The 14,468-nt window shown below is 24.8% G+C and carries 14 protein-coding genes; 12 read left to right on the top strand and 2 right to left on the bottom strand.

The features are described 5' to 3' along the window. A partial coding sequence (locus BM119_RS06350) for a helix-turn-helix domain-containing protein (RefSeq protein ID WP_143087300.1) occupies positions 1–269 on the bottom strand: 269 nt, incomplete at its 3' end. 123 nt (positions 270–392) lie between these two features. Beyond that, positions 393–953 carry a DEAD/DEAH box helicase family protein gene (locus tag BM119_RS06345; protein ID WP_090039882.1) on the bottom strand — a complete coding sequence of 187 codons (561 nt, stop codon included), beginning with the start codon at positions 951–953 and terminating at the stop codon, positions 393–395. A gap of 372 nt (positions 954–1,325) precedes the next feature. Here BM119_RS06345 and BM119_RS06340 point away from each other — a divergent pair, with 372 nt between their 5' ends. The 12 genes from BM119_RS06340 (at position 1,326) to BM119_RS06285 (ending at position 14,361) form a co-directional block, all read left to right on the top strand. After that, positions 1,326–2,069 (top strand): hypothetical protein, encoded by a 744-nt coding sequence (locus tag BM119_RS06340; protein ID WP_090039881.1) that lies wholly within the window; start codon positions 1,326–1,328, stop codon positions 2,067–2,069. Positions 2,070–2,248: 179 nt separating this feature from the next. Continuing rightward, positions 2,249–2,983, top strand: a complete 735-nt coding sequence (locus BM119_RS06335) for a hypothetical protein (RefSeq protein ID WP_090039879.1) — start codon at positions 2,249–2,251, stop codon at positions 2,981–2,983. A gap of 382 nt (positions 2,984–3,365) precedes the next feature. Next, complete coding sequence (locus BM119_RS06330) at positions 3,366–4,412, top strand: MerR family transcriptional regulator (RefSeq protein WP_090039878.1); 1,047 nt, start codon at positions 3,366–3,368, stop codon at positions 4,410–4,412. A gap of 220 nt (positions 4,413–4,632) precedes the next feature. Then, positions 4,633–5,310: a response regulator transcription factor gene (locus BM119_RS06325; protein WP_090039876.1), complete on the top strand. Its 678-nt coding sequence runs from the start codon at positions 4,633–4,635 to the stop codon at positions 5,308–5,310. Continuing rightward, on the top strand, positions 5,298–6,311 hold the full coding sequence (locus BM119_RS06320; protein ID WP_090039874.1) for an ATP-binding protein: 1,014 nt from the start codon (positions 5,298–5,300) through the stop codon (positions 6,309–6,311). Before BM119_RS06325 ends, BM119_RS06320 begins: the two co-directional genes overlap by 13 nt. A gap of 273 nt (positions 6,312–6,584) precedes the next feature. After that, complete coding sequence (locus tag BM119_RS06315; protein ID WP_090039872.1) at positions 6,585–7,355, top strand: ABC transporter ATP-binding protein; 771 nt, start codon at positions 6,585–6,587, stop codon at positions 7,353–7,355. Beyond that, positions 7,345–9,336: an FtsX-like permease family protein gene (locus tag BM119_RS06310; protein WP_090039871.1), complete on the top strand. Its 1,992-nt coding sequence runs from the start codon at positions 7,345–7,347 to the stop codon at positions 9,334–9,336. Before BM119_RS06315 ends, BM119_RS06310 begins: the two co-directional genes overlap by 11 nt. A 536-nt stretch (positions 9,337–9,872) precedes the next feature. Further along, positions 9,873–10,529, top strand: coding sequence for a pentapeptide repeat-containing protein (locus BM119_RS06305; protein ID WP_090039869.1), 657 nt, complete (start codon positions 9,873–9,875; stop codon positions 10,527–10,529). A 545-nt stretch (positions 10,530–11,074) separates the two neighbouring features. Continuing rightward, positions 11,075–11,500 carry a GNAT family N-acetyltransferase gene (locus tag BM119_RS06300; RefSeq protein ID WP_090039867.1) on the top strand — a complete coding sequence of 142 codons (426 nt, stop codon included), beginning with the start codon at positions 11,075–11,077 and terminating at the stop codon, positions 11,498–11,500. A 196-nt stretch (positions 11,501–11,696) separates the two neighbouring features. Further along, entirely contained in the window at positions 11,697–11,969 is a 273-nt protein-coding gene (locus BM119_RS06295) for a CD3324 family protein (protein ID WP_090039866.1), read from the top strand. Positions 11,970–12,235: 266 nt separating this feature from the next. Further along, positions 12,236–12,694, top strand: coding sequence for a GNAT family N-acetyltransferase (locus tag BM119_RS06290; protein WP_090039864.1), 459 nt, complete (start codon positions 12,236–12,238; stop codon positions 12,692–12,694). A gap of 479 nt (positions 12,695–13,173) precedes the next feature. Next, the gene (locus BM119_RS06285) at positions 13,174–14,361 is read left to right on the top strand and encodes a hypothetical protein (protein ID WP_090039862.1); all 1,188 of its coding nucleotides are present in this window, start codon (positions 13,174–13,176) and stop codon (positions 14,359–14,361) included. Positions 14,362–14,468 lie beyond the last annotated feature (107 nt).

The raw sequence follows: 14,468 nt of genomic DNA, 5'->3' as shown, positions 1-14,468 counted from the left end.
AGTCTTTGGTTTTCAGCGATTAAATCTTCTTCAACTTGTTTAGTCAGCTGCTTAGGATATCCTTGATTACTGCCACCTTTTTTTCTTCCACACCTCTGTTTGTATAATCCATCCACACCTTCTTCAAGATATATCCGATCCCATCTTGAGATGATTGAGTCAGCAATTCCATACTTTTTTTCTGCATCACTAAAACTTAGATTATTATTCCTAATATCTTCTATAACCTTCTGTTTTATTTCTCCACTATACGTTTTTCTTTTGGACATAAAATATACACCCCTTTTTTATTATACACTTCTTATTTTCAGTGTCTAACATTTGGGGTGCACTTCATTTTAGGATTCCCTTAACTTGGATTATTAAAACTTGAAGCAATCTAAAAGTTTTTATTATAATGCAAACTTATTTTTTATCATTTGTGCAACAACATGTGGAGAAAGATTTGAATTATCTATTTTAATATAATTTTGTTTGGATATTTCACTTTCTAATGAATTAAGACGATATTTTGACTCTAACTTCCTGAAAATATACTCCGAGTGTTCAATGTCCCTTTTTGTTGGCTTATTAAGAAGTCTGTTTTCGGTTTTGTTTCGTTCAATACGTAAGTCAAAATCAGCTGCTAATTCAAAATAATATACATCCGCACCTCTTGAAGTAAATAAATCTTCAACATCGTTAATGTAATCCCAATCTTCCTTACAATCAAGTGCCCACATATAAGTGAAAATCATTCCATACTCATGGCTTTTGGAATATGCCTCAAAAATTTCTTTTCTAAACAAATTAGTTAATTGAATTCTTTCTTTTGGCATATTTTCAAATAAATCACAAACAATATCAATTGTCATATGGTTATGAAACAATTTAAGTCCAGTTAATTTTGCAAGTTCTTGTCCTACAGTCATTTTCCCAACTGCATGCGGTCCAAATATAACAACAAGTTTCATCATTACACCTCGCTTAATATAAATATTCTTTGTCTTAAAATGTGGTAAAGCAATTTATATCATAATCTAACTTATGAACCATGTTATCCAAAAATAAAATATATTTTACTATATTGTAGATAATAATATTACAAGTATAACATTAATTTACATATAATAAAATAATTTAAATTTATCCTTGTAAGTATCTAATTATATGTGAACAATTTGTATATAAGATATAAAGTATATAAAAGAAAAAATTAGATAAATATAGGGAAATTATATTAAGATAGTTGAGATAAGGATTTAAAAATTTTGTAAAACAAGAGCTTTATAGTATTATTAACATAAGTATACATTTAAAATATTATTTTGATAAAAGGAGAATTTATGGATAATTATACAACTTCCCAACAGGATATTGGGATAATTGTGGCATGGATGCTTGGTTTGGTGTTTATAATTGCAATGATAAGTGCAGAAAGAAGCAAATATAAAAGTATAATTAGGGCTTTTTTATCAATTACAGTTGTGTATGTAGCATGTGTATGTATATTAAGATTTGATGTATTTGAATACATATACGCATTTTTCATTGTGGCATTTTCTACATTTATTTTAATAGGGGATATATTAAATTTTTATACGTATAAAATAAATTCAAGAATCAAAAATAAATCAATACAATTAAGTTCCACAAGATTCATAGGTTTGATCATTATTACTTTAATTATATTTATGCAAATATGTGACAAAACACAATATAGATTTGTAGATGGTATATTACCAGCTACAATGTTAATTAATTTACCTTTAGATTATTTAATGAATTATCATATTAATATTTATGAAAATGGAATTTTACTTCAGTGTAACTCATTTTTAAAAAGACTTGTTTATAAAAAAGAAATTATTTCATATAAGATCATTGAAAATATAACTTTTTCAGAATATGAAAGAGGCAAATTTAATTTAAAAATAGATATTAAAGAAAATAACAAAAAACATTCTTATAATTACGAAATAAAAAAGAAGGACAAGGAATCAATGATTTCATTTATAAGTAGTTTTATTGATAAAGAAAAGATAAGGGTATTAAGGGAATATGATTTAAATAATACCTTGGTAAAATAAAAGAAAATTTACCTAAATAATAAGATAGAATTTTATTGTTATAATAAAGTACCGTTTAAGATAGAAATTCAAAAAATATGTGTTTTTTTAAGATTCACAAAGTTAAGTAAATATATAAACTACATCATTTTTAATTTCACATAATTTAGAAGTAGAGTGATCTAAACGAGGGGGATAATATGAACATTTATAAGAATTCGGAATTTGATATACCTATAATCATTATATGTATTATTATTTTGGGTTTTGCAGTTACAATGATAAATTTAGAAATAGAAAAAAGTAAAAACAAATATAAAGAGGCAATTATAGGAGTTTTAATTCTTATAGCTATTTTTGGAGTAGGAGCTTTGGTAAAAAAATATAGTGTATTTGAATATTTATTTATTCTAATAATATTTATGTTTGGAATATGCATTTTAATAGGTGATATATTAGTATTTCACATATATAAAATAAAGTCAAAAGATAGAAATAAAAAAATAGAAGTAAAGTATAGTGGAACTATATGTTCTATTTTAGGTACAATACCTATGATAAGAGTGATATTTAGTGATAGAAAAGAAGAAAGTATTTTGGCAATGTTTTTAATACTTATAATGATAATTAACATACCTATAGATTATTTAACAAATCATTATGTTAATATTTATGAAGATGGAATTTTACTTGATGAACATTCATTTTTAAAAAGAATTATTTATAGAAAAGAAATCATTTCATATGATAAGATAAAAAATATTAATTTTTTAGAATATGAAAAAAATAAATTCTTGTTAGAAATAAATAGTGAAAGAGATAAGAAAGGGAAAATTTATAAATGTAAAATAAAAAAGAAAGAAAAAGAAGAAATGATTTTATTTATAAGTGAATTTATTGATAAGGAAAAAATAACAGCATCAAAAGAATACTAGTTGTTATTTTTATGAATTTCCATTTTAAATTATAAATTACTCAGATGAAAATAGAATTATAAGTTTTAGTAAACTATTAGATAAATCGTAAGTATTCTTATAAAAAAATTTAATATATATGTTCTAAAAAAGTTTATTCATTTAAATTTAAACTATGATTTTAGTAATTCATAACAATGTAACTTATCAACTTAGGAACTTTATTAATTAGAACTTGTATATAAAGGGATTATCTAAAGAAAAGAGAGGTCTAAGTATTAGCAAACTATCTGACGAACAATTAGTATTGCTTAGACCTCTCTTTTCATGTTTAGATGATTTATTATTATTGACTTTAACCTTGGGCGAAGGTTTAAAATATCCTTAAAGAGGGGGAGAGTCAATGAAAAAAGAATACAATATAAATGAGGTAGCTAATATATTTAATATAACCACTAATAAAATTAGGTATTATGAGAAAAAAGGACTAATTAAACCGTTGAGAGATGAAAATAATGAATATAGAATATTTGATAAAAATCATATAATGACATTGCAAGCTATTTTGTTATATAGAACTATAGGATTATCAATTAATGATATAAAAGAAATATTAACTAGTAACAGTAATTCTAATTATTTAAATCATTTCAACAAACAATGGGGGATAATAAATGGTGAAATTCATAGATTATCTGGTATAAGGAAATCACTTGAAGGAATAATAGATGATTTATATGAAGCTGATGGTTGTAATATAAATAATAATATATTAGACATTATAGAAAAAACCTATAAGCTAGATAATATTAAAAATAATTGGAAAGATAAATGGAATTTTGATAGCTGGGCAAAAACTTACGATGTGTCAGTAAAAGAAGATAGGGGAAACTTAAAAATTTATAAAAATTACAATCTAATATTAGAAAATGTATTTAATTTAGTTGAAAGATTAAACATTAATTATCCAAGCATTTTAGAAATAGGAGTTGGAACAGGAAACCTAGCTAGTAAGTTTTTAAAAAATAATTACAATATTATTGGAATAGACCAATCCAGAGAAATGTTAAGTGTAGCAAAGGAGAAATACCCTAAATTAAAGGTTAGATTAGGCGAGTTTTTGAAAATCCCATATGGTGATAAGTGTTTTGATGTAATAGTTTCAACCTATGCTTTTCATCATTTAAATAATAGTGAAAAATCAATAGCCATAGAAGAGATGATTAGGGTACTAAAGGATAATGGAAAAATTATAATAGGAGATTTAATGTTTGAAAATAAACAGGATGAAGATAATGTTATTAAAGATTTGTCATTGGAACAAATAGAAGAAATAAGGGATGAATATTATTCACATATAGATTTTTTAGAGGGTGAATTTAAAAAGTTTAATAAGGAATTAACTTATAAAAGAATAGATGATTTTAATTATATAGTATGTATAGATTAGAAGTATTTAATCTATAAAGAAGCAATGTTAAAAAGAGATATCCAGCAATATGTGAAACTAAAAAATTTAATAATTTAAATTAGAGGCTCTTCAATAGTTAGGTTGGAGAGCTTTAGTTTTAGTAAATTTCATAACATTAATTAATAAATTTAATTTATGTTATAATTATTTATACAATTGTAAATAAGTTGACATATTATTGAAGGGATGAATGTTTTTTATGAAGAAAGTTTTTATCATAGAAGATGATGAAAAAATTAGATTAGAGTTAAGCACTTTTTTAAATAGATATGGATATGAGAGCTGTTTTTCAACAGATTTTGAAAATATAATAGATATAGTTTTAAAAGAAAATCCACACATTATTTTATTGGATATTAATTTACCTTACTTTGATGGATACTACATATGTAGAGAGATTAGAAAAGTGTCTAATGTTCCAATTATAGTAGTTACAAGCAGGGATAGTGATATGGATGAACTTATGAGTATGAATTTAGGTGCAGATGATTTTATAACTAAGCCATATAATACACAAATTCTTCTTGCAAGAATTTCATCTATTATCAGAAGGACATATGAAAGTACAAATTTAGATGTTTTTGAGTATAAAGGTATAAAATATAATATGTCTAAAAGTGAAGTTGGATTTAATGATAATACTGAAGAATTAACTAAAAATGAAAGTAGAATTTTGAATGTATTAATCAATAATAAAGAAAATATTGTATCAAGAAATAATCTTATGAAAATTTTATGGCAATCTGAGGAATTTGTAGATGATAATACTTTGACAGTGAATGTTAATAGACTAAGAAGAAAACTTGAGGATATAGGAGCTAAGGGTTATTTGCAAACTAAGAGAGGACAAGGGTATATTCTAACATGGAATTCTTAGAATATTTTAAAGAAAAAGTTATTTTTATTTTAGTACACTTGTGTGTGCTTATATTTACATCTATATTGTTAAATGCCTTAGGTGTAGGAACATATGCTATTGTTTTTACAGTATTTTTAAATTTTATTGGAAGTATTATTTTTTATTTGTACGATTTTTATAATAAAAGAAAATATTATAAAGGCATATATGAGACTTTAGGCTCTTTAGAGAAAAAGTATATTATCTCTGATATGATTGAGGAAGCTACATTCTTAGAGGGAAAGATATTATATGATATAGTATCCCAAACAGATAAATCTATGAATGATAAGATTTCAACTTTTATCAGTGATAATCAAGAATATCAAGAGTACATAGAGTTATGGGTTCATGAAATAAAAACACCAATAGCAGCTACAAAGCTATTAATTGAAAATAATAGGACTAATATTACAGATAGTATAGAGGAAGAAATAGAAAAAATAGAAAATTTTATAGAACAAACGTTGTTTTATGCTAAGAGTAATGAAGTTGAGAAAGATTATATAATAAAGAAATTCAATATTAGGAAGAGCATAAATGCAGCTATTAAGAAAAATGCTAATAGTTTAATTCAAAATAAGGTAAAGGTAGTTGTAGAAAACTGTGATGCAGATGTTTATAGCGATAATAAGTGGCTTGAATTTATATTACATCAAATTATATCAAATTCTATAAAATATATGAAAAAGAATGAAAAAATTCTTAGTATATATTGTGAAAAAAATGACAATGATGTAGTTCTCTACATAGAAGATAATGGAATAGGGATCAGTGAAAAATCCTTAATGAAGGCTTTTGACAAAGGATATACAGGTGAAAATGGTAGAATTTTTGGAGAGTCCACTGGTATTGGATTATATTTATGCAAAAAACTTTGTAATAAGTTAGGATTAAGCATAATGATAAAATCTAAGGAAAATCAAGGAACTACAGTATCAATCCTCTTTCCTAAAAATAATATGCTTATATTTGATTAAAAACACAGCAAATTGACAATATAGAATTGAAAATTCAGAATGAATGATGAAATCATCTCTCTTAAGTTGAAAGTTGAATGTGGAGAGTTGAAAGTGTAGGTAAGAGCTATGAAGTTTAGGAATGTCCTAATTTCATAGCTTTTATATTTTAATTTTTAGAGGTGATAAAAATATTAAACAAACAAAATTGTAAGATTTCTGTTAGCTTATTCTATGGATGAAAATATTGGTATCCTTTAATATATAGGTATGAAGAGCAAGGGAGTGTAATTAATGAATAAAGAAATTTTAAACATAGCAAACATCGAGAAGTATTATGGAAACAAAGGGAATATTACAAAGGCTATTAATAATATAAGCTTTAATGTAAATGAAGGAGAATTTGTTGGAGTAATGGGAGCATCGGGAAGTGGTAAAACAACACTTTTAAATTGTATTTCAACAATAGATAAAGTAACAAGTGGACATATTTATATATCAGAAAATGATATTACAAAACTTAGCAAAAAGAGAATTGCAGAATTTAGAAGAAAAGAACTTGGTTTTATATTTCAAGATTTTAATCTCTTAGATACATTAACCTGTTATGAAAATATAGCTTTAGCTTTAACAATATCAAGAGTAAACCACAATGAAATAAATACAAGGGTTATGGATGTTGCTGAGAAGCTTAACATTACAGAGATTTTACGTAAATATCCTTATGAAATATCAGGAGGACAAAAGCAAAGAGTAGCATCAGCAAGAGCTATAATAACTAAACCATCTTTAATATTAGCAGATGAACCAACAGGTGCACTAGATTCAAAATCAGCAAAAATGTTACTAGATAGTTTAGAAAATCTTAATAATAAAATGAACGCAACTATTATGATGGTAACTCATGATGCATTTACAGCTAGTTATGCAAAAAGAATTCTATTTATAAAAGACGGAAAGATATTTAATGAATTAATTCGTGGAAATGATTCAAGAAAAGAGTTTTTTAGTAAAATAATAGAGGTTGTTACTCTTTTAGGAGGTGACCAAAGAGATGTATTCTAGACTAGCACTTAGAAATATGAAAAGAAGTTTAAAGGATTACACAATATATTTTTTAACATTAGTTTTTGGAGTATGTATATTTTATACATTTAATTCTATAGAGTCTCAAAAGGTAATGATGGAAGTTAATAGCTATCAAGAAAGTGGCTTTGAGATGATTAGTAAGGTAATGGAAGTAGCCTCAGTGTTTATATCGTTTATACTTGGATTCTTGATAATTTACGCTAATGGTTACCTTATAAAAAGAAGAAAAAAAGAATTTGGAGTTTACATGACTCTAGGTATGGAAAAGAGAAGTATCTCAAAGATATTATTTATGGAAACTATAATAATAGGATTAATATCTTTAGGTATAGGATTAATTTTAGGAATGTTTCTTTCTCAAGGATTATCAATATTAACAGCAAAAATGTTTCAGACTAAACTTACTAGCTTTAAATTTATATTTTCTAAAAGTGCATGTGTTAAAACCATTGGGTGTTTTGGATTGATATATATAGTTGTATTTTTATTTAATTCTATATCTATAGGGAAAATAAACTTAATAGATTTAATTACATCAAGCAGAAAAAATCAAAAAGTAACGATTAAAAATATATGGGTATCATTTATTATATTCATATTAAGTATAACTACACTTGGAATTGCTTACTATATGGTTTTAAAGCAAGGGGTAGCAGAACTTAATGGATTTAATCTGATACCTATTATTTTGGGATGTATTGGAACCTTCCTGTTTTTCTTTTCATTATCAGGATTTTTGTTGAAAATAGCACAAAGCAACAAAAAAAGTTATTTGAAAGATTTAAACATGTTTGTATTAAGACAAATTAATAGTAAAATAAACACAACATTTATATCTATGACATTTATATGTTTAATGATCTTTTTTGCAATATGCACATTATCAGCAGGACTAGGTGTTTCTAAGTCTTTAAATAATGATATAAAGGATTTAACACAATTTGATGTAACTTTAACTAGTAATATTGGCAATAAAGATATCGAAAAAGCGTTAAAAGAAAGTAATTTAGATATAAATAAATATGCTGAAAAGTATGTAAAGTATTGTACTTATGGAAGTAATATAGGTTTTAAAGATTTTTTTACTGAGGATGGAATGAAAAAAGGAAGTTCGTTTTATCCAGTAGCAACAAATCAGAGTATTCCTGTTATAAAACTTTCAGATTTTAATAATATAATGAGAATGATAGGAAAAGCAGAAATTAAATTAAATAAACATGAATATGCATCATATACAAATGCAACTAGCTTAACAAAAATAATACAAGAGTCTTTAGATAGGAAAACAAAAATTAATATTAACGGACCATCCTTGGATCCATCAAAAAATAAGGTCATAGAGGTTACTACTAGCAACTCAACAATAAAAAACGCAAATGATATGTGTGTATTTATAGTAGAGGATTCTGCGGTGGATGGATTAAATATAATTAAATCGTCTTTAAATTTAAATTTTAAAGGTGATAAACTTGCTATGGAAAAGGGATTTAATAAAGAGGTTAAAGGATTAATTGATAGAAATAAAAATACTATATTAGTTTTTGAGAAAGAAGTAATATTAGCAAGTTCCACAGGAATTGGTGTAGTAGTTTCTTATCTGGCAATTTATATAGGAGTAATATTTTTAATTACTTCAGCAGCAGTATTAGCTCTTCAGCAACTATCAGAATCAGCTGATAATATAGAAAGATATAAATTACTAAGAAAAATTGGGGTAGATGATAAGATGATTAATAAATCTATATTAACTCAGGTTGGAATATATTTCATGATGCCCTTGTCACTAGCAATAGTACACTCTATAGTAGGGCTTAAAATAGTATCAAATGTTGTTTCAGTTGTTGGAAATGAAAATATTATAAAATATATTTTAATTACATCATTAATATTACTTACCATTTATGGTGGATATTTTGCAGCGACTTATAATGGAGCAAAGAAAATGGTTAAGAGTTAAAACTTAAATAGTTTGGATAGTGACAAGTTATGATTAAAAAGTGATAAATTATAAATTGGTTTATAGCAATTGCAAGTTATATAGATATTTTATAGTATTTTATGTGAATTTAATAAGAGATAATGTACAAAGTGTTGTAATGAGATAAAAAAATTAGTAATAAATAAGGGTTAAAGTATATGAAATGAGTAGAGTTTGCCAAAAGTAATACATTAATCTAGAACTAAGGGTTAAAGTATTAGCAATGGTAGCAATGGGATAAAACTGATATAATAGATGTAGTAACAACTTTTTTAGTGATAAATGTGCTTAGGAAGCGGCAAATTATGTTTTATGGGGTGAAAGTTTAGAGTCTTGATAAATTTCATAAATTACAATAGTGCTTTTTAAGTTAAAAGTTAGGGCTAATGAGTTTGAAGGTTGAGTTTGATATTAATATATAAAGATTTATATATTAATGGAACTTGTGGGAACAAAGAAAATCATAAGAAAAAATTAATTATAAAAATAGAGATATTTTTACTGGAGGTACAACAATGGCTAGAAATCAAAGTGTTAAAGGAAACTTCAATTATAATAATATAGAAAAAGTTAATAAGAACTTTATGTATAAAAATCTTGCTAGAAGTAACTGTTATAATTGTAATTTTACAAATTCAAATTTCAATTTTGTAAGTTTTAGGGGTGCTCATTTTAAGTCTTGTGACTTTTATGGATGTAGCTTTAAACAAGCAGAATTCATTGGAAGTAATTTAAAAGGTAGTAAGTTTAGAGCTGCATCTTTTGAAAATACTGTATTTGATTCTGTAAACTTAGATGGAACTGATTTTAGAGATGCAAAATTTAAAAATGTAATATTTATATTTACTGATGTTAGTAAAGCACAAAATTTAAACATAAGTAATACAAACATAAAGGTTTTTGATGAAATGCCTGATATTGAAATAAGCGCTTCATTGGAAGAAGCAGTAAAAAATGCAATGAATAATAACTTTATAAAATCATCAAGAGTTCTTGATACAAAGGATAAAAGCATTAATTTACTTAATGTAAGTATACTGTTAGAAAACTTTAAAGAGGAAGTTTTAATTAAAGGACTTAATATAATGGAAAATAAAATAGATAGAGATTTTTGCACCTTAAGCTATTTAATAAGATTTTTAGAAAATTATATAGCAGAAGGACTTATCTAATGAAAACTGTAGAAACTTTTTAAGTTTCTACAGTTTTTATTTTATGGTTATATAAGGCACATTCAAAAAATAACAAATCAGTACGCTAGTATATTTGAATTGTTATTTTCTTTCATGTGCCTAATTTAAATGTACGAGGAAAGTATAAAAATTTCCGACTGTAAAATGTTGATGAAGTCTAGGGTTAAAGAGGTTTGGAAATTGAGAATTGAAGAGCTGTAATTGGGAATGAAGTAAGAAATATTTTTCAAGAAAACCTGTGGTTTTCAACCATAACTTATCACTTGATACGCTAAACTTGTCACTCAAAGAATGGCATAGCTACTTTGATCTCACCTGAAAAATATATACATTATATTGTAAATAATGATATAATTTATACAATTGTTTAGTATATAGGTAAAAGTGATAATGGTTAATAGTACTTAAAGATGTAAGTGTTATTAGCAATAAAGTGATTTTCATATTAAATAGGGGTTATTTAATAGTATATAAATGAGGATTACTCTTGTTGATAGTTATCATATAAAATTGGGGGGATATATATGAGGGATTATATAATTGAGAAAAGTAAATCAGAAGAATGTAACTTGGTGGATAATGGAATAGTTGAGTATAATTTATCAAAGGTTCCTTTTACACAAGAAAAACCTTTTATTTCAATTAATAGAGTTATAAAAGATAAACATGGAAATGTTTTAGCAGGAATAAATAGTGTGTTGTATTGTTGGAATTGTCTTTATGTAGATATTTTATGGGTTAAAGAAGAGTTTAGAAAAGAAGGATATGGTTCTATACTATTAAACGAAGTGGAGAAAATAGCAAAAGAAAAGGGATGCAAATTAATTCATTTAGATACTTTTGATTTTCAAGCAAAGGATTTTTATATTAAGCATGGATATGAGGTGTTTGGTATATTAGATGAATGTCCAGAAAATCATAAAAGGTATTTTCTGAAAAAGAACATATAAGGCACATTCAAAAAATAACATATAGATTATTTTGAAAGGCAAGGTGAAGGTTATGAAATATCCTACGCTTAAATATTATATATATTCATAGTAGTGACTACTATGAAGGTAAAGTAAAACTAAAAAAATAATTTAAATTACTTTGGTAGTAGTCTTTTTAATAGCTTCAAATTTTTATATTGAGGAGAAGAAGACTATGGCATATATTAAAGCCCAAAATGTATTACCAGAGGAAATAATAAAAGTAATTCAAGAATATATTGATGGTGAATGTTTATATATTCCTAGGAAAAACGGAAATGAAAAATCTTGGGGTGAAAAGAATGGCACAAGAAGCAATCTTAAAAAAAGAGATTGTGAGATCTTTAATAGATATGTTTATGGAGAAAAAATTGATGAATTAGCTAAGAGATATTATCTTTCAGAGAAAAGTATAAGAAGAATTATAAACAAAGAAAAATTAAAATAGATATATAAACAAAAAAGGTTTGTTACTAAAAAATTAATAGTATAACAAGCCTTTTTTGTTATTAAATTTTATATCTTTAAGGATAAAAAGAATGGAATTTAAATCAATTGTTTTTTAGATTCACCTAGAGTTTTATTAAGAAGAGTTAATAAGTTTGAGAGTATGCTAAACTTTAATTAATAACCATTTATTAGATTTAAATAAAGCAGAATGAATAGTAAAATATATTTAAATAGTTATTAAGAAAAGCATTGGGGGAATAAATAATGAAATTAAAATTTATAAAACCTACAAAAGATCACGGTGAACTTATTGCAACCTGGAAGTACTCAGGAGAATATTCTTTTTATGATAATGATAAGACAGAATCAAAACGGGAATGGTCAAAGAACATAGATAAAGAAGAAAACACATTTGTTATATATAATGAAAATAACGAGTTAATAGGAAATTGTAGTTTTGATTATGAAGATGGAGAATTTATGTTAGGTGTTCAGATGAAACCAGCTATAACTGGAAAAGGTATGGGAACAGAGTTTGTGAAAGAAATACTAGATTTTGGAAGGAAACAATATAAATTTAATAAAATAGAATTATTGGTTGCTAAATTTAATAAAAGAGCAATAAAGGTATATGAGAGACAAGGATTTATAATTACAGAGGAATTTATGTGGCATGTAAATAATGAGGATAAAGAATTTATATCAATGAAGAGGGTATGGTAAGCAAATTAAGGTATAATTATAAAATTTAAAATGGAAATTATCATATATTACTTAGATAAATTTAATATAAACTACTCAATTAAAACAAATTGAGTAGTTTATTTTCAATATTCATACAATAAATGTTGGAATATATGATATAATTAATATGAGCATTTATATGTATTTTCAATATGATAAGCTCCCAATATTAAGGTAGGTTAATATATAAGGAGGGGATTAAAAGTATGTATATATACCCACTCGTTAATAAAAAAAATGCAAATATAATTAATAAACTACATCTATTATCTTCATGTGATTTATCGGAATATTACGAAAATTTAACTAGTAATTATGAGTCTAGGATTAATAACTTTATTGTAACTCAATTTGAATTATGAATGAGGGTATTTAGAATCTTTTTATTTATAGGAGAAGATTCTTGACTTAATAATTTTAATGTTTAAGTTACAAAATAGATAGATTTGGAGGCAGATATGAAAAACGGAAATATGAATTTTTATATGTTTGGTGACTTAGGGAAATATGATGAATATAATCCAGATTATGTTTTAAATAAAGAATATGTTTCAGAGTTTATATATGTGATTGGATCAAATGAAGAATTTTCAATAGATAAAAATAAAATACTAAAAATTTTAAATATTAAAGAAAACCAGTTAAATGATATAATTTCTAGTTTGAAATTAATTAATGCTATAGATGTGAAAGACAATACTTATAAAGTTAATTTTCCTATATTTTTGGAAAGAGATATTCCTATATTAGAAAACAGTTTAGAGAACATAGGGGAAAAAATAGGAGAGAAAATTATAAGTTTAAAAGAAGAAATATATAGTAAATTGGATAAATATAAACATGAATGCACTAATAAAAGAATTCTTTATCATATAATATGTGATGATATACTTGATGGTATAGCTATAGATTTTTTCGGGAATAAGGATATATTTTGTATATCTAAAGAGCAACCGGGAGATAGAGACTATATTATTGTGGCATATGAAGAGAGTAAAAAACTACATGAATATAGTGATAATTTGTTATGTAGCACTAATAACTATGAAACAAAAGATTTTATCTTTAATAGTTTTGGAGATTCAAATGGTATAAGAAAAGATGTTTATAGATTTTTTAGAAAGGTTGATAATTCATTGAAAAGTGTAACAATGTATGAAGATTTAAATTTATCATATATTGATATAAATGATAAAATGAATAGAGAGTTTATGAATCAGTGTGGTGAAATCATGCTAAGAATATATAATGGACAAATTTTTTATAGTAGCTACACTTTAGAGGAAAAGAAACTCTTATGTCTTCTTAAGGAAATGGAGTATATAGATATTAATTTTACAATAGATATTATATCAATTAATATACCTATATTTCAGAATTTTCATTCTTATATGGTTGAAGAAATATCTCATATTATTCTTTTTAATATACTACCTATGGTAATGGATTTCTTTTACACATTTGAAAAATATTCCGCAAATCTTACATCAATAAAACATAGAGTAAATATGAAAGAAATATTAAATGAGTTATGGCATCAAATTTTTGGAGCTACAAATGAATATTTGGTTAAAAAATCTTTTGTTCAAGCTCCTGAACATATTGAAGGAGAGGGAAGATATTTAAAAAGTTTAATGTGTAAATAGAATATAGAATTATGGAAAAATATTTAGATATAGAAATGTAAAATTACAAATAAATAATATACCAAAAACAAGCTAAGTGTCATACTTAGCTTGTTTTTGGTTGCGCG

Source organism: Clostridium frigidicarnis, from assembly GCF_900111985.1.
Classification (GTDB): Bacteria; Bacillota; Clostridia; order Clostridiales; family Clostridiaceae; genus Clostridium_Z; species Clostridium_Z frigidicarnis.
Note: the sequence above shows the minus strand (reverse complement) of the source record. Positions and strands in the feature narration are given on the sequence as shown.